Origin of the sequence: Kitasatospora sp. NPDC088783 (assembly GCF_044750705.1) — a bacterium.
Taxonomy (GTDB): Bacteria; Actinomycetota; Actinomycetes; order Streptomycetales; family Streptomycetaceae; genus Kitasatospora; species Kitasatospora fiedleri.
Window position 1 is genome coordinate 670155 of sequence record NZ_JBIVKJ010000004.1, and the last position, 18646, is coordinate 688800.

The 18646-nt window shown below is 73.1% G+C and carries 22 protein-coding genes; 14 read left to right on the top strand and 8 right to left on the bottom strand.

Going from position 1 to position 18646, the window contains the following annotated elements:
• Nucleotides 1-26 precede the first annotated feature (26 nt).
• On the top strand, nt 27-524 hold the full coding sequence (locus tag ACIP60_RS15565; RefSeq protein ID WP_400684026.1) for an SLATT domain-containing protein: 498 nt from the start codon (nt 27-29) through the stop codon (nt 522-524).
• A gap of 18 nt (nt 525-542) precedes the next feature.
• Here the strand turns inward: ACIP60_RS15565 and ACIP60_RS15570 are convergent, their stop codons facing one another.
• A complete protein-coding gene (locus ACIP60_RS15570) occupies nt 543-839 on the bottom strand; it encodes a hypothetical protein (protein ID WP_400684028.1) in 297 nt (98 codons plus the stop codon).
• A gap of 85 nt (nt 840-924) precedes the next feature.
• Nucleotides 925-1416, bottom strand: coding sequence for a hypothetical protein (locus ACIP60_RS15575; RefSeq protein ID WP_400684031.1), 492 nt, complete (start codon nt 1414-1416; stop codon nt 925-927).
• A 110-nt stretch (nt 1417-1526) separates the two neighbouring features.
• Here ACIP60_RS15575 and ACIP60_RS15580 point away from each other — a divergent pair, with 110 nt between their 5' ends.
• A complete protein-coding gene (locus ACIP60_RS15580; protein ID WP_400684033.1) occupies nt 1527-2378 on the top strand; it encodes a Scr1 family TA system antitoxin-like transcriptional regulator in 852 nt (283 codons plus the stop codon).
• A complete protein-coding gene (locus ACIP60_RS15585; RefSeq protein ID WP_400684035.1) occupies nt 2359-2574 on the top strand; it encodes a DUF397 domain-containing protein in 216 nt (71 codons plus the stop codon). The genes ACIP60_RS15580 and ACIP60_RS15585 overlap by 20 nt, the downstream gene beginning before the upstream one ends.
• 85 nt (nt 2575-2659) lie before the next feature.
• On the opposite strand, the gene ACIP60_RS15590 is transcribed toward ACIP60_RS15585, so the two are convergent.
• Complete coding sequence (locus ACIP60_RS15590; protein WP_400684037.1) at nt 2660-3925, bottom strand: MDR family MFS transporter; 1266 nt, start codon at nt 3923-3925, stop codon at nt 2660-2662.
• A gap of 180 nt (nt 3926-4105) precedes the next feature.
• On the opposite strand from ACIP60_RS15590, the gene ACIP60_RS15595 reads away from it, so the two are divergent.
• Both ACIP60_RS15595 and ACIP60_RS15600 read left to right on the top strand, forming a co-directional pair.
• The gene (locus tag ACIP60_RS15595) at nt 4106-4864 is read left to right on the top strand and encodes a phosphoglyceromutase (protein WP_100837632.1); all 759 of its coding nucleotides are present in this window, start codon (nt 4106-4108) and stop codon (nt 4862-4864) included.
• Between the two features lie 320 nt (nt 4865-5184).
• On the top strand, nt 5185-5775 hold the full coding sequence (locus ACIP60_RS15600) for a lytic polysaccharide monooxygenase (RefSeq protein ID WP_400684040.1): 591 nt from the start codon (nt 5185-5187) through the stop codon (nt 5773-5775).
• A gap of 103 nt (nt 5776-5878) precedes the next feature.
• Here ACIP60_RS15600 and ACIP60_RS15605 read toward each other — a convergent pair whose 3' ends face one another.
• Both ACIP60_RS15605 and phoU read right to left on the bottom strand, forming a co-directional pair.
• On the bottom strand, nt 5879-6058 hold the full coding sequence (locus ACIP60_RS15605; protein ID WP_111553857.1) for a hypothetical protein: 180 nt from the start codon (nt 6056-6058) through the stop codon (nt 5879-5881).
• Nucleotides 6059-6208: 150 nt separating this feature from the next.
• A complete protein-coding gene (gene phoU / locus ACIP60_RS15610) occupies nt 6209-6883 on the bottom strand; it encodes a phosphate signaling complex protein PhoU (RefSeq protein WP_100837635.1) in 675 nt (224 codons plus the stop codon).
• A 288-nt stretch (nt 6884-7171) separates the two neighbouring features.
• On the opposite strand from phoU, the gene ACIP60_RS15615 reads away from it, so the two are divergent.
• Nucleotides 7172-8431, top strand: coding sequence for a sensor histidine kinase (locus tag ACIP60_RS15615; protein ID WP_400684044.1), 1260 nt, complete (start codon nt 7172-7174; stop codon nt 8429-8431).
• Complete coding sequence (locus tag ACIP60_RS15620; RefSeq protein ID WP_033250991.1) at nt 8428-9120, top strand: response regulator transcription factor; 693 nt, start codon at nt 8428-8430, stop codon at nt 9118-9120. Before ACIP60_RS15615 ends, ACIP60_RS15620 begins: the two co-directional genes overlap by 4 nt.
• 94 nt (nt 9121-9214) lie before the next feature.
• Here ACIP60_RS15620 and ACIP60_RS15625 read toward each other — a convergent pair whose 3' ends face one another.
• Entirely contained in the window at nt 9215-9892 is a 678-nt protein-coding gene (locus ACIP60_RS15625; protein WP_400684046.1) for a DUF461 domain-containing protein, read from the bottom strand.
• Between the two features lie 375 nt (nt 9893-10267).
• Here ACIP60_RS15625 and ACIP60_RS15630 point away from each other — a divergent pair, with 375 nt between their 5' ends.
• From ACIP60_RS15630 to ACIP60_RS15660, 7 genes are all read left to right on the top strand, one after another.
• Nucleotides 10268-10750, top strand: a complete 483-nt coding sequence (locus tag ACIP60_RS15630) for a CarD family transcriptional regulator (protein WP_014136563.1) — start codon at nt 10268-10270, stop codon at nt 10748-10750.
• Between the two features lie 160 nt (nt 10751-10910).
• Nucleotides 10911-11672, top strand: a complete 762-nt coding sequence (gene ispD, locus ACIP60_RS15635; RefSeq protein ID WP_400684208.1) for a 2-C-methyl-D-erythritol 4-phosphate cytidylyltransferase — start codon at nt 10911-10913, stop codon at nt 11670-11672.
• Nucleotides 11662-12156, top strand: coding sequence for a 2-C-methyl-D-erythritol 2,4-cyclodiphosphate synthase (gene ispF, locus ACIP60_RS15640; RefSeq protein WP_400684049.1), 495 nt, complete (start codon nt 11662-11664; stop codon nt 12154-12156). Before ispD ends, ispF begins: the two co-directional genes overlap by 11 nt.
• Before the next feature lie 44 nt (nt 12157-12200).
• The gene (locus tag ACIP60_RS15645) at nt 12201-12596 is read left to right on the top strand and encodes a PPOX class F420-dependent oxidoreductase (RefSeq protein WP_400684051.1); all 396 of its coding nucleotides are present in this window, start codon (nt 12201-12203) and stop codon (nt 12594-12596) included.
• 66 nt (nt 12597-12662) lie between these two features.
• Nucleotides 12663-14057, top strand: a complete 1395-nt coding sequence (gene cysS, locus ACIP60_RS15650; RefSeq protein WP_282206097.1) for a cysteine--tRNA ligase — start codon at nt 12663-12665, stop codon at nt 14055-14057.
• A 121-nt stretch (nt 14058-14178) separates the two neighbouring features.
• Complete coding sequence (rlmB, locus tag ACIP60_RS15655) at nt 14179-15171, top strand: 23S rRNA (guanosine(2251)-2'-O)-methyltransferase RlmB (RefSeq protein WP_400684053.1); 993 nt, start codon at nt 14179-14181, stop codon at nt 15169-15171.
• 253 nt (nt 15172-15424) lie between these two features.
• Nucleotides 15425-16978 carry a DoxX family protein gene (locus ACIP60_RS15660; protein WP_400684055.1) on the top strand — a complete coding sequence of 518 codons (1554 nt, stop codon included), beginning with the start codon at nt 15425-15427 and terminating at the stop codon, nt 16976-16978.
• Between the two features lie 268 nt (nt 16979-17246).
• Here ACIP60_RS15660 and ACIP60_RS15665 read toward each other — a convergent pair whose 3' ends face one another.
• The gene (locus ACIP60_RS15665) at nt 17247-17996 is read right to left on the bottom strand and encodes an NDP-sugar synthase (RefSeq protein WP_400684057.1); all 750 of its coding nucleotides are present in this window, start codon (nt 17994-17996) and stop codon (nt 17247-17249) included.
• Between the two features lie 136 nt (nt 17997-18132).
• Nucleotides 18133-18570 (bottom strand): hypothetical protein, encoded by a 438-nt coding sequence (locus ACIP60_RS15670; RefSeq protein ID WP_400684059.1) that lies wholly within the window; start codon nt 18568-18570, stop codon nt 18133-18135.
• Between the last annotated feature and the right edge of the window lie 76 nt (nt 18571-18646).

Sequence of the window (18646 nt, forward strand, 5' to 3'; positions counted from 1 at the left end):
GTATCCTCCCGGCCGGGGAGGAAACCATGGACACCGAATTCGCCGGACCCGCCGAATCCGCCGCCGCACAACGGAAGTTGGCCTGGCTGGAGGCTGAGCTCGACGCCGAGCTGAAGGAGCGCCGCCGCCGCCGCGACTGGGACCGGCGGCGGGCCCTGACCCTGCAACTGGCCACCGTCAGCCTGTCCGCGCTGGTCACCGTGCTGCTCGGCCTGAAGGTCGGCGAGCCCGCCGCCAGCCGGCTCTCCGACATCGCGCTGGTCACCGGCGCGCTGGTCACCGTGCTGGCCGCCTGGGCGGCGTTCTTCGGCTACCGCACGCTCTGGATCCAGCGCGCCGACACCGTGCACCGGCTGAACTCGCTGCGCCGCCGACTCGGCCTGCTGAAGGCCGAGTACGGTGACGCGGTGCCGGAGCCGGTCCGGCTGCTGCCGCTGATCGACGAGTACCAGGCGATCCTGGAGGACGACCACGACTCCTGGGTCCGGCTGCGGCAGAGCGAGGCCGGCGGCGCGACCGGCTGAGGACCTGCCGGGGCCTGTTCAGCCGCTGACCGGTCCGGCCGGGTCCCGGGCGGCCCGTGCGTGGACTTCGCTCCAGACGGTTTCGCGGGCGGTGCCGTTGTTGCGGGCGGGCGGGGAGTACTTGTGCCCCCAGCGGTCGCCGAGGGCGAGTGCCCTGAGGACGGCCTGCTGGTCGTCGGGTCCGTCGGGACGGATGACGGCGAGTTCGATCCGGTAGCCGTCGGCGATCGCGGTCAGCCGGGCCTCCCCGCCGCCGCCGACCCGGGAGAGCTGTTCGGCGATCTCCCAGGCCCGCTGCCGCAGCGCGTCGTTCACGAGGCGGCGTCCGGGGCCGGGCGGGACAGCTCGCCGGGGAGCACCGGTGTCCTCCAACGGCCTTCCGGTGTACAGCACTTCTTCCTCAATTCGGTGCCGATGCGGACGGTTCGGGGCGGACGGGATCGGCCTGGGCCAGGTCCGCGCGGGTGGGGTGGCGCACCGCGCACCGGCCGACCGACCAGGGCTCGCCCCCGTCGGCCGGGACGAGTACCAGGTCGCCCCGCTCGTCCGCGTGGGAGAACTCGCCGAGCCGTCCGGTCGCCGCGTCGATCAGCAACTCGCCGCGCTCCGGCGACCAGAGCATCGAGACGTCCCCGCCGAGCCCCCCGCTCCGTACGGCGCGCACGTAGGGGGCGCCCGTCCAGATCAGGGTCGCCAACTCGCCCGCCACGTCCGGGGTGACGCCACCGAGCTGCACCAGGTACATCCCGGTGGCCGCCCGCTCCACCGCCAGCGAGGGCAACTTGACCCCGGCCGAATCGAGTGCCTCCCGGAGGCCGTCGCACACCTTGCGCCCGAAGGCGCGGTCCTGCCGATCCAACCGGTCGAGCAAGGAGTTGGCCACGGCGGTCACCACCCTTTCCTCATGCCACGAACGTCACGTTCTGTGCTACGAGCGTCGCGGAACGGCACTAGCCTGGGAAGTGGAGAAATCTTGACAAGCACTCTGCACAGAGGTGAGCCATGGTCAGCCCTTCGCCGCTCGACCCGACCCGGTCACCGGCCACGTTCTACGGAGCGGAACTGCGGCGGCTGCGCGAGAAGGCCGGGCTCTCCCAGCAGGAACTCGCGGACCTGGTCTTCATCTCGCCGACGTACGTCAGCCAGTTGGAGAAGGCCACCCGGCGCCCGCAGGAAGACCTGTCGCGCCAACTGGACACGGTGCTTTCGGCCGACGGCCACCTCGAACGGCTGCACTCCCTGGTGCGGACCATGCGCAGCAGGCAGTTCGCCGACTATTTCGTCGAGGCCGCGGAGCACGAACTCCGGGCGAAGACGATCCTGGAGTACGCGCCCCTCGTGGTGCCGGGGCTGCTCCAGACGCGGAGGTACACAGAAGCGATGATCCTGGCTGCTAATCCGCTGCTCGATGAGGAGAAGTTGGAGGAGCGCCTCACGGGTCGACTGGAACGGCAGGTGATCATCGGTGACCCGACAAGGCTCTTGTTCTGGGCGGTCCTTGATGAGGCGGTGCTCAGGCGGGTGGTCGGCAGCAGGGAGATCATGGCCGAGCAGCTCCGGCACATTGCCGAGTTGATTGCCGAGCGGCAGATCATCGTTCAGGTCGTGGAGTTCGGCGCGGGAGCACATGCACTACTTGGAGGCATGGTCAGCCTGATGGCCTTCGATGACGCACCGCCCCTGGCGTACATGGAGAGCGTGCACGTCGGCCACTTGGTTGACGAAACCGCCTTGGTCGAAAAATGCCGCCTAGCCTACGATTTGGTGCGGACTGCTGCGTTGTCGCAGGAGGATTCCCTGGTCCGGATCATGAAGGCTGCGGAGGAACACGAGCATGCAAGCCACCCTCAATGAGTCCGTCTCGCCGCGACAGTGGCGGAAGAGCAGTTACTCCGATGGCAACGGTGGCTCGTGCGTCGAGGTGGACGACGCCAACTTCGGTCACGTCCGGGACTCCAAGGACCCGCACGGCCCGCACCTGGAGTTCGCCCCCACCGTCTGGGCGGCCTTCGTGACCGCCGCCGCGACCGGCGAGTTCGGCGAGGTCTGACCGTCCGCCATCCACCCGTCCACAGAGGCCCCTCCTGTCCGGGAGGGGCCTCTGCACAATCTGTCTGTGCCGCCGCCGGCGGGCGTCAGGCCGCCGTCTTCACCGGGGTCGGCAGAGCCGCCCCGTCGACCACCGGCGGGCGGGGGCGGCGGCGGCCGATCGCCACGAAGGCGACGGCGGCCAGGGTGCCGGCCGCCGCGCAGCCGCCCCACAGGGCCCAGCTGCCCGCGTACTGGAGCAGCAGGCCGCCGCCGAGCGGGCCGGCGAACGAGGCCAGTGACCAGGAGAGCGAGTAGACGCCCTGGTAGCGGCCGCGGGCCCGGGCGGGGGAGTGTTCGGCGACCAGCGCCATCATGGTGGGTGCGGTGACGATCTCGCCGATCGTCCAGATCGCCACCGTCAGCGCGTACAGCGCGGCGGAGGACCCGGCCAGCGCGGTCAGGCCGAAGCCCCAGCCGGTCAGCAGGGCGCCCGCCACCAGCAGGGCGGTGCGGTCGCGGCCCTCCATCAGCCGGGTCAGCGGCAGTTGGAGCAGCACGATCAGCACCCCGTTCAGGCTGATCACCAGGCCGAACCGGGCCGCCGAGAGGCCGTGCGCGCCCATGTCCACCGGCAGCGTGGTGGAGCCCTGCTGGACGACCAGGGCCAGCAGCAGGTTCACCGCGACCACGGCCATGAACGGCCCGTCCCGGAAGACCGTGCCCAGCCCGACCTGCGGGGCCTGCGCGGCGGCACCGGCCGGGGCGGCGGCCTCCGGCCGGGTCTCCGGGACCTTCACGAAGACCACCACCGCGCACAGCAGGGTGGTCGCCGCGTCCAGCAGGAACAGCGTCAGGTAGCCGTGCACGGCGATCAGCCCGGCCACCGCGGCGGACGCGCCGAAGCCGATGTTGATCGCCCAGTAGTTCAGCGCGTACGCCCGCACCCGGTCCGCGGCCGGCACCAGGTCGGCGATCATCGCGCTCACCGCCGGGCGGGACGCGTTGCTCGCCAGGCCGACCAGGAAGGCCACCGCGGCGATCGCCACCGGCCCGTCGGTGAACCCGAGCACCGCCGTGAACAGCGCCGTCGCCACCTGCGCGGCCAGCAGCGTCGGCCGCCGCCCCAGCCGGTCGGTCAGCACCCCCGCGCCGATCGCGGCCACCGCTGAGCCGAGCCCGAACAGCGAGGCCACCAGGCCCGCGTACGCCGCCGAGTAGCCGCGCTCGTGCGTCAGGTACATCGCCAGGAAGGTGACCACGAAGCCGCCGAGGCGGTTCACCAGGGTGGACGTCCACAGCCACCAGAACCGGCGGGGGAGCCCGCCGCCCGCTCTGCGTGCTTCGGAGGCCAGACGGGCGAGGAGGGGCATGGGGGGAGCTCCCGGGCGGTACAGGCCCCGGCGGCCGCGGGCAGGGTGGTGCGGCCGCCCGCGGGCGGGGTGGAACGGTGGGGACGGCCCGATCGGTAAGAGTCGAAACCGCTGGGCGAACGTTACCCCCGATTCGGACGGCCGAGCGATCGGATTTCGCCCTCCACTAGGCTTGGCCCCATGGCTGACACGACCTATCGCTTGATCCTGCTCCGCCACGGCGAGAGCCAGTGGAACCAGAAGAACCTGTTCACCGGTTGGGTCGACGTCGACCTCAACGAGAAGGGCGAGAAGGAGGCCGCCCGCGGCGGCGAGCTCCTGCTGGCCGAGGGCCTGCTGCCGGACGTGCTGCACACCTCGCTGCTGCGCCGCGCGATCCGCACCTCGCAGATCGCCCTCGACAAGGCCGACCGCCACTGGATCCCGGTCCGCCGCAGCTGGCGCCTGAACGAGCGCCACTACGGCGCCCTCCAGGGCAAGGACAAGGCCCAGACGCTCGCCGAGTTCGGCGAGGAGCAGTTCCAGCTCTGGCGCCGCTCCTACGACACCCCGCCGCCGGCCCTCGCCGACGACGCCGAGTACTCGCAGGCCGGCGACGCCCGCTACGCCGAGATCCCGTCCGAGCTGCGCCCGAACACCGAGTGCCTCAAGGACGTCGTCGAGCGGATGCTCCCCTACTGGTACGACGCCATCGTGCCGGACCTGGCCGCGGGCAACACCGTCCTGGTCACCGCGCACGGCAACAGCCTGCGCGCCCTGGTCAAGCACCTCGACGGCATCTCCGACGAGGCCATCGCGGGCCTCAACATCCCCACCGGCATCCCGCTCCTCTACGAGTTGGACGCCGACTTCAAGCCGGTCGCCGCCGGTGGCCGCTACCTCGACCCCGAGGCCGCCGCGGCCGCGATCGAGGCCGTGAAGAACCAGGGCAAGAAGTAAGTACTCCTTCCCGCCCTCACCCACCTCTCAGCCCCCTGTCCGGCGCAACGACGCCCCGGCCCAGGGGGCTGTTCCGTGTCCGCCGCAGGGGGCGGGGCGGCCCGGCCGGTCCGGCGGGGAAAGAGCTGACTGATCGTCAACAAGCCTGCGGTAAAGCCTGGTTAAGGTTCTCGAATGGTTCAGACCATTGACGGGGGGAAGGCGCGATCCTAGCGTGGAACCACTGTCGGCGCGGGCATGACAATCTTGGTCGCCCCCCACGCGGCCCTGCTTCGCGTGCCCGCGGTCGTGCACTCCATCCACCCCCACGGAGGAGCACCATGCGCAAGCGCAACATCCTGGCGGTCGGCTTCGCCGCCGCCGCAGCGGTCCTGGCCACCGCCCTCCCGGCCAGCTCGCACGGGTACATCACGACGCCGCCCAGCCGGGCGGGGCTGTGCGGTGCCGGTGTGGTGAAGAAGTGCGGCGACATCCAGTGGGAGCCGCAGAGCGTCGAGGGACCCAAGGGCTTCCCGGCCACCGGGCCCGCCGACGGCAAGCTGTGCGCGGGCGCGGACGCGCGCTGGGCGCAGCTGGACGACCCGCGGGGCGGCGGCTGGCCGACCACCAAGGTGACCGCCGGGCAGCAGCTGACGCTGACCTGGAGCATCGAGGCGCGGCACGCCACCACCTCGTTCCGGTACTTCCTCACCAAGCCGGGCTACGACGCCACCACCAAGCTGACCAGGTCGAACCTGAACCTGACCCCGTTCCTGACCGTGCCGATGGGCGGCAAGCAGCCCCCGGCCACGCTCACCCACACCGCGACCCTGCCCGCCGGGCTGACCGGCCACCAGGTGATCCTGGCGGTCTGGGACATCGCGGACACCGGCAACGCCTTCTACCAGTGCATGGACGTCAACTTCTCCTGACGCCCGGAAGGCCCCTCCCGGCACCCGGGAGGGGCTCGTGAGAACGGCAGGGCGGCCGGGCACCCCCTCGGGAGGGGCGCCCGGCCGTCCGTCGCGCGCGGGCTCAGTGGCCGCCGCAGCAGCCGCCGGTCACGCCGCCGCACTGGCAGGGCGAGCCGGACTGGCAGCCGCAGCCGCAACCCGGGCCGCAGCCGCAGCCGGCGGCCAGCACCGGCAGCAGCCGCGCGGCGGCCGGGGCCACCGGGTGCGGCGGGGGAGTGGTCGGGGTGCCGGTGGTCTTCATCGGGCTGCCTCCTCGTCCGGGCGGAGCCGGGCGAGCCGAAGCAGCCGCCCGTCCCTTCGAGTGAAACCCCACGGTTGACGACACGTCAACGGGCGCGCGGAGGCTGGTGGTTCGGCCGCCGTGCGCCCCCTCGCCGGACCCGGCGGACGGTTACTCGGCGGACTCCGCGGTGGCCACGAAGTCGTCCACGTGCTCGCCGGTGACCAGGTACACCACGCGCTTGGCGACCGAGACGGCGTGGTCCGCGAAGCGCTCGTAGTAGCGGCCGACCAGGGTGACGTCCACCGCGGTCTCGATGCCGTGGTGCCAGCGGTCGTCCAGCAGGTGCGAGAACAGCTCGCGGTGCAGGGCGTCGATCGCGTCGTCGTCCGCCTCCAGCTCCAGCGCCTTGTCGACGTCCTTGGTGGCGATCACCAGGCCGGCCTTGGCGACCAGCCGCTGGGCGAGCTGCCCCATCTCCAGCACGATCGGGTGCAGGTCGATCGGGACGGCGGTCTCCGGGTAGCGCAGCCGCGCGACCTTGGCGACGTGCCGGGCCAGGTCGCCGCAGCGCTCCAGGTCGGCGCTCATCCGCAGCGAGGTGACCACGATCCGCAGGTCGGTGGCGACCGGCTGCTGGCGGGCCAGCAGGTCGATCGCGCGGTTCTCCAGACCGTGGTGCAGCTGGTTGATCTTCTCGTCGGCGGCGATCACGCCCTCCGCCAGGGCGAGGTCCGCGTCCAGCAGGGCCGTGGTGGCCCGTCCCATCGCCGAGCCGACCAGGCGGGCCATCTCGACCAGGCTGTCGCTGATCGAGTCGAGTTCCTCGTGGTACGCGTCGCGCATGCGCTCTTCTCCTCCAGTACCGGTGTCGGTGGCGGTGCCGACCGGACGCCCCGGACCGACCCGCCGGAGGGGCGGGTCGGTCCGGGGCGTCCGCTGCTGGTGGCGCGAATGGTAGCCGCGTCACCGCCCACACGGGCTTGCCCGGCCCAGACTGAGCCGTTCGGGCGACCTGCCACGGCCGCTGCGGTGAATCGGCGGCAGCGTGAAGGTGAATTCTCGGCAACGTCAGGCCGATGCCTTGATCGCACCCTTACGGAGCCCGCCCGAGCACCATTTACGCTGACAGGCATGGACGTGAACGTGGCCGCCGCCGCTGCCTGCGCCATAGCCGGGCTCGGCGTCGGCCTCACCGCCTCCGTCGCCTTCCGTTGGAGCGAGCGCGACCAGGGCAGGGGCAAGGGCGGCAGGACCAGCAGGAACACAACGCCGGAACCGCACCAGGAACCGGCCCTCCCCCCGGGAGTGGACACCGTGCTCTCGGTGCTCCGCTCCTGCGCGATCGTGCTCGGCGAGGGCGACGAGGTGGTCAAGGCCTCCTCCGCCGCCTACTCGATGGGCCTGGTCCGCGGCGGCCGGGTGGCCGTCGACCGGATGCTGTCGCTGGCCCGCTCCACCCGGCGGGACGGCGAGATCCGGCAGATCGAGCTGGAACTGACCCGCCCCGGCGCGGCGGCCCGCACCGCCGAGCCGCTCGCGGTCTCGGTCCGGGTCGCCCCGCTGGGCTCCCGACTGGTGCTGGTGCTGGTCGAGGACCGCACCGAGCGCCGCCGGATCGAGGCGATCCGCCGCGACTTCGTGGCGAACGTCTCGCACGAGCTGAAGACCCCGGTCGGCGCGCTCTCGCTGCTGTCCGAGGCCGTCGCGGACGCCTCCGACGACCCGGAGGCGGTGCAGCGCTTCGCCGGCCGGATGCAGGTGGAGGCCACCCGGCTGGCCAGCCTGGTGCAGGAGATCATCGACCTGTCCCGGGTCCAGGACGACCAGCTCAAGGTCGACCCGGAGCCGGTCGCGGTGGACGAGCTGATCGCCGAGGCGATCGACCGCTGCCGGCAGACCGCCGCCGCCAAGCAGATCGTCATCGCGGCGGGCGGCACCACCGGCCTCTACCTGGTCGGCAACCGCGGCCAACTGGCCGCCGCCCTCGGCAACCTGGTGGAGAACGCGGTCAACTACAGCCCGCCGCGCACCAGGGTCGCCCTCGCCACCCGCCGGATCTCCAGCGCCGCGGCACTGGGCGAGGCGGACGGCGAACTGATCGAGATCTCGGTGACCGACCAGGGCATCGGCATCTCGGAGAAGGACCGCGAGCGGATCTTCGAACGCTTCTACCGGGTGGACCCCGCCCGCTCCCGCCTCACCGGTGGCACCGGCCTCGGCCTGTCCATCGTCAAGCACGTCGCCGCCTCGCACCGCGGCACCGTGTCGGTCTGGAGCGTCGAGGGCCAGGGTTCCACCTTCACTCTGCGGCTCCCCGCCGGGCAGGCCCCGGTCGAGGACCCCGAAAACCACGCAGCAACCACACTTCCTGCCCCGGAGGCCCGATCGTGACCCGAGTACTGGTGGTCGAGGACGAGGAGTCGTTCAGCGACGCCCTGTCGTACATGCTCCGCAAGGAGGGCTTCGAGGTGGCGGTCGCCGCCACCGGCCCCGACGCGCTGGAGCAGTTCGAGCGCAACGGAGCCGACCTCGTCCTGCTCGACCTGATGCTGCCCGGCCTGCCCGGCACCGAGGTCTGCCGCCAGCTGCGGGTCCGCTCCAACGTCCCGGTGATCATGGTCACCGCGAAGGACAGCGAGATCGACAAGGTGGTCGGCCTGGAGATAGGAGCCGACGACTACGTCACCAAGCCGTACTCCACCCGCGAGCTGGTCGCCCGCATCCGCGCGGTGCTCCGCCGCCGCGGCGAGGACGGCGGCGGCGACGGCGCGGCCGCCCCGGGCGCGCTGGAGGCCGGGCCGGTCCGGATGGACGTCGACCGGCACGTGGTGACGGTGGACGGCGCCAAGGTCGACCTGCCGCTCAAGGAGTTCGACCTGCTGGAGATGCTGCTGCGCAACGCGGGCCGGGTGCTGACCCGGATGCAGCTGATCGACCGGGTCTGGGGCGCGGACTACGTCGGCGACACCAAGACCCTCGACGTCCACGTCAAGCGCCTGCGGGCGAAGATCGAGCCGGACCCGGGCGCCCCGCGCTACCTGGTCACGGTCCGCGGCCTGGGCTACAAGTTCGAGCCGTAAACCGCGACGCACCGGCGCAGCACGCAGGAGGGGCCCCGCCGCGCGGCGGGGCCCCTCCTGCGTGCTGCGCCGGTGCCGTCCGTGCGCCGCCGGGTCAGCCGGCCGTGGCCGAGCCGGACGGGGCGGCCGGGGCGCTCGCCGAACCGGTGGCCCCGGCGGAGGGCGAGGTCGAGGCGCCCGCGGAGGGCGAGGTGGAGGCGCCCGCGGAGACGGAGGCGGAGGCACCCGTGGACGGGGAGGCCGGGGCGGAGGGGGACGCCTTCGCCGGGCCGTAGCCCTCGTACAGGCCGTCGGCCGGCTGCACGTTGGCGTTGGCGGAGACCTCGCCGGCGTTCTTGAAGGTGAAGGTCGTCCTGACGTAGCCGCCGACCGACACGTCCGCGTTCGGCACCGCGGCGAGCGGGCCGCCCTCGGCCCCGAGCAGCACCGACTCGCCGGGCGCGAGCGCGATGCTGTCGACCGCGGCGCCGCTCTTGTCGGTCAGCTTGGCGGCGGTGTCGCCGACCTTCAGGGAGGTCAGCACCTCCGGGCTGTCACCGGTGTTGGCGACGTTGACCGTGACGTTCGCCGGGCCGGTGTACTCGCCGGCCGTCCCCCCGGGGGTGACCACGACGATGTTGTTGAGCTTGACGTCGCTCCCGATGGCCGTCGCCGCGTTGTCCGGCTTGATCTGCAGCGTGCTCGCGTCGTTGCCCGCGGCGCAGGCCGCCAGCGGGACGATCGCGGCGAGGACGATGGCGGCGACAGCGCCGCGTCGAAGGCTCCGGCTCACGGCGGCGACTTCTCCTTGATGGGGGGACGATCCAGCGGAAAACGGATCACGGTCGGTGGTCGAGGGTCAGACTACCGACCACACATATCCGCCTCTCACGGGGTGGCCCCGTGTCGCGGTCCGATCACGATCCGGGGCGCCCGGCGCGTCGGGGGCAAAAACTCAAGATCCAACCATGGTTTCGGAGTCGTGACCAGAGGTTTCGCCGCGCGGTCAGACCGCCTCCGACCTGCGGGAAGCCCTGATCGAACACCGGTCGCAGCATGCGACCGGGGTGGTTGTCAAGCCCTGGGACCGGCCCTGACCTGCGAAAACGCCCTTCGAGTCAGCAGAAAAGCGTGTTATTCTGGAAAGCCACGGAAGGGGTCCTGTCACATGACGTTCAAGGTTGGCGACACGGTGGTCTACCCCCATCACGGGGCTGCGCTGATCGAGGCCATCGAAACTCGCCAGATCAAAGGTGTGGACAAGACCTACCTGGTGCTGAAGGTGCAGCAGGGAGATCTGACGCTTCGCGTGCCCGCGGAGAACGCCGAGTTCGTCGGCGTCCGCGACGTGGTGGGCCAAGAGGGCCTGGACCGCGTCTTCGAGGTGCTCCGGGCACCGTACACCGAAGAACCCACCAACTGGTCGCGCCGGTACAAGGCGAACCTCGAGAAGCTCGCGTCCGGCGATGTGATCAAGGTCGCAGAGGTCGTCCGCGACCTGTGGCGCCGGGAGCGCGAGCGCGGCCTGTCCGCCGGTGAGAAGCGGATGCTGGCCAAGGCCCGGCAGATCCTGGTGAGCGAGCTGGCGCTCGCCGAGAACACCAACGAGGACAAGGCCGAGACGCTGCTCGACGAGGTCCTCGCCTCCTGAGCAGTGCGACGCAGCGCCCGGTGGTGCCCGAACGGCACCTCGGGCGCTTCGCCATGCCCGGAAGGGGTCGGTGGCATGGCGGGGCCACGGGCGCGGTTCCACTAACGTGCAGTCAGGAAGGGGGCCTGCCCGCTCGCGGTATCCGCGCTCGGCACGGGCCATACCCATCACACCCGAGGAGCCAAACCTGAACGCCTCAGCACAGCTCGCGGCAGCGGTCGTCCCGGCCGCCGGGCGCGGCGAGCGACTCGGCCCCGGCGCCCCCAAGGCGCTGCGCGAACTCGGCGGCGTGCCGCTGCTGGTGCACGCCGTCCGGGCGCTGGCCCGCAGCCGGGCGGTCGGCCTGGTGGTGGTGTGCGCCCCGCCGGACGGGGTGGCCGAGGTCGTCTCGCTGCTGGACAGCCACGGCCTGGACGGCAAGGACGTCCGGGTGGTGCCCGGCGGCGCCAGCCGGCAGGAGTCGGTGCGGCTCGGCCTGGCCGCCGTCCCGGCCGGGACCCGGGTGGTGCTGGTGCACGACGCGGCCCGCCCGCTGGTGCCGGTCGAGGTGGTGGACGCGGTGGCCGCCGCCGTCCGCGCCGGGGCCGGGGCGGTGGTGCCCGCGGTGCCGCTGGCCGACACCGTCAAGCGGGTCGAGCCGCAGCCGTCCGGCCCCGAGCCGGTGCTGGACACGCCCGACCGCTCCACCCTGCGCGCGGTGCAGACCCCGCAGGGCTTCGACCTGCCCGGGCTGGTCGCCGCGCACGAGCGGGCGCTCGCCGAGGGCGCCGAGGTGACCGACGACGCCGGGCTGATCGAGCGCTTCGGCGGCCGGGTGGTCGTGGTGCCCGGCCACGAGGAGGCGTTCAAGGTCACCCGCCCGCTGGACCTCGTGCTCGCCGAGGCCGTGCTCGCCCGCCGGAGGGCCACCGATGGCTACTGACCCGATCCTCCCCCGCGTCGGCATCGGCACCGACGTGCACGCCTTCGAGGAGGGCCGCCCGCTGCGGGTGGCCGGCCTGGACTGGCCCGGCGAGACCGGCCTGGCCGGGCACTCGGACGCCGACGTGGCCGCGCACGCCGCCTGCGACGCGCTGTTCTCCGCCGCCGGCATCGGCGACCTGGGCGCGCACTTCGGCACCTCCCGCCCCGAGTGGGCGGGCGCGGCCGGGGTCGCGCTGCTGGCCGAGGCGGCCCGCCTCGTCCGGGCGGCGGGCTTCGAGATCGGCAACGTCTCCGTCCAGGTGATCGGCGTCCGCCCCAAGGTCGGCAGGCGCCGGGCCGAGGCCCAGGCCGCGCTGTCCGCCGCGGTCGGCGCCCCGGTCTCGGTCTCCGGCACCACCACCGACGGCCTCGGCCTGACCGGCCGCGCGGAGGGACTCGCCGCGATCGCCACGGCACTGGTCTACGAACGGCCCGCCGCATAGCCTGAGTTCCGACAAGCCGTCAAGAACCAGGCACAGGAGGAGACATGGGCGTCGAACTCGGCGACAAGGTCAGGGCGCTGCTGGACGCGAAGAGCTACGCGGTGGTCTCCACCGTGCAGCCCGACGGCAGCCCGCAGTCCTCCGTGGTCTGGGTGAAGCGGGACGGCGACGACATCCTGTTCTCCACCGTGCAGGGCCGCCGCAAGCACCTCAACCTGGTGCGCGACCCGCGGGTCAGCCTGCTGGTCAACCCGGCGGACGACCCGTACACCTACTTCGAGGCGCGCGGCGAGGTCACCCTGACCACCGAGGGCGGCCGGGAGCTGATCGACGAGCTGTCGCACAAGTACCGGGGCGAGGACTACGGCTTCGACGGACCGGACGACGTCCGGGTGGTGATCCGGCTCAGCCCGCGCAAGATCGTCGGCAACCTCGGCTGAACGAGGGCACGCCAAAGGGGCCGGAAGGTGGCGGGGCACCCCCCGCCGCCCACTACCCTGGTCGCTGTGAGCCTTCGCCTGTACGACACCATGACCCGCCAGGTACGCGACTTCGTCCCGCTGGTGCCGGGCTGTGTCTCGATCTACCTGTGCGGCGCCACGGTCCAGGCACCGCCGCACATCGGGCACATCCGGTCCGGCCTCAACTTCGACGTGATGCAGCGGTGGTTCCGCTACCGCGGCTACGACGTCACCTTCGTCCGCAACGTCACCGACATCGACGACAAGGTGATCGCCAAGGGGCGCGAGCAGTCCACCGACTGGTGGAAGATCGCGTACGCCAACGAGCGCGCCTTCAACGAGGGTTACACCGTCCTCGGGTGCCTGCCGCCGAGCGCCGAACCGCGCGCCACCGGGCACGTCCCGGAGATGATCGAGATGATGCGCGGCCTGATCGAGCGGGGCCACGCGTACGCCGCCGACGGCAACGTGTACTTCGCGGTGACCACCTTCCCGGAGTACCTGGCACTCTCCAACCAGGAGTTGGAGAACCTGCGGCAGCCCTCCGGCGACAACGAGACCGGCAAGCGCGACCCGCGCGACTTCGCGATGTGGAAGGCCGCCAAGCCCGGCGAGCCGAGCTGGGAGACGCCCTGGGGCCGAGGCCGCCCGGGCTGGCACCTGGAGTGCTCGGCGATGGCGCACAAGTACCTGGGCCGCGCCTTCGACATCCACGGCGGCGGGCTCGACCTGATCTTCCCGCACCACGAGAACGAGATCGCCCAGTCCCGGGCCTTCGGCGACGAGTTCGCCAACTTCTGGGTGCACAACGCCTGGGTGACGCTGGCCGGCGAGAAGATGTCCAAGTCGCTGGGCAACTCGGTGCTGGTCTCCGAGATGGTCCGGCGCTGGCGGCCGATCGTGCTGCGCTACTACCTGGCCGGCCCGCACTACCGCTCGATGATCGAGTACAGCGAGGAGTCGCTGCGCGAGGCCGAGACCGGGTTCGCCCGGATCGAGGGCTTCATCGAGCGGGCCGTGGAGCGCTGCGGCCCGGTCGACGCCGCCCCCGAGGTGCCGCTCTCCTTCGCCGAGGCGATGGACGACGACCTGGGCGTCCCGCAGGCGCTCGCCGCCGTGCACATGGCCGTCCGGCAGGGCAACAGCGCGCTCGGCGCGGACGACAAGGAGTCCACCGCGGCCCGGCTGGCGGAGGTCCGGGCGATGCTCGGCGTGCTCGGCCTCGACCCGCTCGACGAGCAGTGGGCCGGCGGCGCCGAGCAGGGCGAGGAGCTCGGCGGCGTGGTCGACGCCCTGGTCCGGCTGGTCCTCGACCAGCGCCAGGCCGCCCGCGCCCGCAAGGACTTCGCCACCGCGGACACCATCCGCGACCAGCTCGGCGCCGCCGGGCTGGCGATCGAGGACACCCCGTCCGGCCCGCGCTGGACGATCGGGCAGTGACACCGGGCCGGACCACCGGCCGCCGGTAGTACCAGTAGCCCTCCGGGGCGCGCCGGGGCCGTACCTTTGTAGGGGTGCGGCCCCGACGCACGAAGCAGACGCAGAGACAGGAAGTACAACCATGGCCGGCAACAGCCAGCGCAGGAACCGCCGCAACCCCGGATCGAAGAAGGGTGCCAGCGTCGGTACCGGCGGCCACAGCCGGAAGGGACTGCAGGGCAAGGGCCCGACCCCGCCCGGCGAGGCCCGCAAGGGCCACCCCAAGCAGCGCGCCGCCAACGCGGCGCTCAAGCGCGAGCGCGACGCCAAGTCCCGCGCGGGCATGCGCCGCGCCGGCGGCGGCTCCCGCAGCGGCCGCGGCGGCGCGGGCGCGGCCGAGCTGGTGGTGGGCCGCAACTCGGTGGTCGAGGCGCTCCAGGGCGGCGTCCCGGCGACCGCGCTCTACGTGCAGCAGTTCCTCGACACCGACGACCGGGTCCGGGACGCCTTCCAGGCCGCCAACGAGCGCGGCGTCCCGCTGATGGAGGCCCCGCGGGCCCAGCTGGACCAGATGACCGGCGGCCTCAACCACCAGGGCCTGGTGCTGCAGGTCCCGCCGTACGAGTACGCGCACCCCGACGACCTGCTGGAGGGCGCCGCCGACAGCGGGCAGGACGCGCTGATCGTCGCGCTGGACGGCGTCACCGACTCCCGCAACCTCGGGGCCGTGGTCCGCTCCGCCGCCGCGTTCGGCGCGCACGGCGTGGTGATCCCGGAGCGCCGGGCGGCCGGCATGACCGCGGGCGCCTGGAAGACCTCCTCCGGCGCGGCGGCGCGGCTGCCCGTGGCGCGCGCCACCAACCTGACCCGGGCGCTGGAGGCGTACCAGAAGGCCGGCGTGATGGTGGTCGGCCTGGCCGCCGACGGCGAGGCCGAGATCGGCGACCTGGACGTGCTGACCGGCCCCGTGGTGATCGTGGCCGGCTCCGAGGGCAAGGGCCTGTCCCGGCTGGTCTCGGAGACCTGCGACCTGCTGGTGCGCATTCCGATGCCGGGCCGGACCGAGTCGCTGAACGCCGGTGTGGCGGCGGGCATCGTGCTGTACGAGGCCGCCCGGCTGCGCGCCAAGCGCTGACACGGTGGCGCTGCGGTGCGCGGTGGCGCTGCGGCGTCGCGGTACCGCGTCGTTTTCGTGGGGGAACCGGTCGGGTCCGGTCGGGCCCGATCGGTTTTCTCATGATCACTTCAAATCCTCGCCCGGAATCCACCCGGGAGAGTGTCCTCGGGGCCCGTCACCCGGTTAGAGGGGTGTGGACACCAGAACACCTCTGCGCCTCGGGCAGCGCCCCGCGGGGATAGACGACGGTCCGGGCCTCAACACGGTCCGGGTGCCGTCCGACCCGTCGAGGCTCAGCAGCACCCAGGCCAGTTTCCGGGTCAGGCTCTCCGCCCCGGTGGCCCCGATGATCGACGCCCCGGCCGGTGCCGCCTTCGGTGACCCGTACGGCCTGCGCAGCGGCGTCACCCCGCAGATCGTGGTGCCCGCGGCGTCGGTGCCCGCGCTGGCCGGGATCACCGCCGCCTCGGTCACCGGCGGGGCCCCCCGCCGCAAGGCCCGGGTGGTCACCGCCTGGAGCGGCCGGACCGGGCCCGGCGACACCGCCGCCACCCAGCTGCTGGAAGCCGTCCGGCTGACCACCGTGCCCGCCCCCGCCAAGGGCTTCGAGGACGACACCCAGCAGCTCCAGGGCGTCCCGCGCCAGTACGGCCCCGACGGCACCCCGGGCGAGACCCCGCACGTCGGCGTCCCCGAACTGCTGGACGAGTCGGTCCGGATCGGCGCCGGGCGCAGCTGGCAGCCCGAGGGCGAGCTGCCGGAGGTGCCGTCGCTCAGCGAGGGCTCCAAGCACGCCTGGTACCCCGGCCGCCGGGTCGACCTGGGCCTGGTGCTGCTGCCGCTGCGGGTGCTGCTCGGCTCGCTGTCGGTGTACGCCGGGTTCAGCAAGCTGTGCGACCCGGTGTACTTCGACGGCGGCGAGCGCGGCTCCATGATGCGCTGGCTGTCCTCGCTGCACCCGTGGAAGGTCGCCCAGCCGCTGCTGGACTTCGCGATGGCCCACCCGGTGGGCGCCGGGCTCGCGGTCTCCTTCCTGGAGATCGTGGTCGGCGTGCTGTCCATCCTGGGCCTGTGGCAGCGGCTCGCGGCCGGCACCGCGATGGCGCTGTCCGCGGCGCTGCTGTTCACCGTGAGCTGGAAGGCGGTGCCGGTCTACGACACCCCCGACCTGATCTTCCTCGCGGCCTGGAGCCCGCTGCTGATCGCCGGGGCCCCGTTCGCCTCGCTGGACGGCCGGATCGCCCTGGAGGCGTTCCGCCGGCACGGGCCCGGCGAACCCGGCGCGGTCCGGCGGCGGATGCTGCGCCGGCGCGGCGTGGTCACCGCCGTGGTGGTCGGCCTCACCCTGCTCTCCGGCTCGCTGCTCGGCGCGGCGGTCCGCACCGGCGGCAGCACGGCGCCGGTCGAGCCGCCCACCGACTTCGGCTCCCCGGTCTGGCCGAGCAACAGCCCCTCGCCGACCCCCACCCCGTCGCCCACCCCCACCCCCACGCCGAGCCCCACCCAGGGCCAGGGCAAGGCCCCGGCCGCGCCCTCGCCCTCGTCCAGCCGCAGCGGCGGCAAGGCCAAGCCGTCCGGCGGCACCCCCTCCGGGGGCTCCACGCCGACCGCCCGCAACGGCGCTGGCTCGGGTACCTCCGGCACCGGTGGCGGCGGCAGCACCGGCAACGGCGGCTCGGCCGGCGGCACCGGCACGGGCGGCGCCCCCGCCGGGACGCCGCGCACCGCGCAGCCCTCGCACGGCGTGATCGGCGGCCTGCTGGGCAGCGGACCACCGCTGCTCGAACTCGGCATGAGCCCGCAGCGCCCCGCGCCCGCCGCCTGACGGCCGACCCCGCGCGGAACGACACACCGTAGGGCCCCTCCCGGACGTCCGGGAGGGGCCCTACGGTTCTGCTCCGGTGTCTCCGGTCTGCTTCGGTGTCTTCTCGGTGCCTTCGGTGTCTCTGTGCGGCCTCTGGCGCCGTCGGCGGTCGTGCCGGGCCCCCGGGCAGCGGGACGCCCCGGAGCGCGTTCCGCGGCCTCCGGGGCGTCGTGGCGGGCCCGTGCGGGGCGCGCGGGGCGCGCGGGGGGGCCTCGGGGACTTCGGGGGACTATCGCCGGGACGCGGAGAGCTCCTTGGCGGCCTCGGTGAGGTCCTTGGCGGTGTCGATGGCGCGCCAGTAGCAGCCCTGCGGGAGCTGGTAGCCGGCCAGCCGGCGGTCGCGGGCCAGCTGCGGGAAGGTGGTGCGCTCGTGGTCGCCGACCTCGGGGAGCAGCTCGCGGAAGCCCGGGGCGAAGACGTACAGGCCCGCGTTGATCAGGAACGGGGACGGCGGGGCCTCGATGAAGTCCAGCACGTTGCCGAAGCGGTCGGTCTCCACCGCGCCCCACGGGATGCGCGGGCGGGCCAGCGCGAGGGTGGCGGTGGCGGCGCGCTCGTGGTGGAAGGCGGCCATCTCGCGCAGGCTGAACCTGGTCCAGATGTCGCCGTTGGTGGCGTACCAGGGCTCGGCGGGGCGCGGCAGGGAGGCGGCGGCGTAGCGCAACCCGCCGCCGCGGCCCAGGGGTTCGGCCTCCACCACGGTCCGGGTGCGCAGCGGCAGGTCGGCCCGTTCCAGCCACTCCTGGAGCACCTCGGCGAGGTGGCCGCAGGAGATCACCACGTCGGTGACGCCCTCGGCGGCCAGCCACTCCAGCTGGTGCCCGATGATCGGCTTCCCGGTGCCGGGGATCTCCACCAGCGGCTTGGGCCGGTCGTCGGTGTACGGCCGCAGCCGGGAGCCCTGCCCGCCCGCCAGGATCACCGCCTGGGTGACGGCGGGGGCGGTGGCACCCGGGGCGGTGCCGGTGTCTGCTGTCATGCGCGCCACGATAGCGGGCCCGCCCCGGCCGGCCCGGGCCGCGTCGGGGGAGGGCACCTCCGGTGCGCGGTCGGCCGGTTGAGCCCGGACCCGGGCCGGTGCCGCCGTCGGGGCCGCTCCTCCCGTGCGCGGTCGGTCAGTTGACCACGCCGGCGGCGAACGAGCCGTCGCAGACCGGGCGGGCGAAGGAGCGGGCGCGCTTCGCGTCGCCCTGGTACTTCTTCACCGCGGCGCGGCCGAGCTCGCCGGCCAGCGCGGTGCAGTACGGGGTCAGCGACGGGTTCTCGCGCATGGTGCGCTCGAGCAGGTCGAGGGCGGTGCCCGGGTTGTGGTTCCTCAGCTCCTCCATCAGGTCCACCCGGAGGGCGTCCTGCGGGGCGAGGCCCTGGGTGTTGGGGGCCGTGGCGGTGCGGCCGATGGTGCCGTCGCCGCTGGAGGCCGCCACCACCTGCTGGTCCAGGCCCGTCGGTGGGGCCCACGGGACGCGGGTGACGGCGAGCGTGCCGGTGGTCACCAGGACCACCGGCAGGGTGAGGGCAACGGTCTGGGCGATGCGGCGCACGAGCTGTTTCACGCACAGGAGAGTAGCGTTGCGTGGCGGGGCGGGCGCGCCGCGTTACACCATCGGGTGACCACTGTCCCGTTTTGTT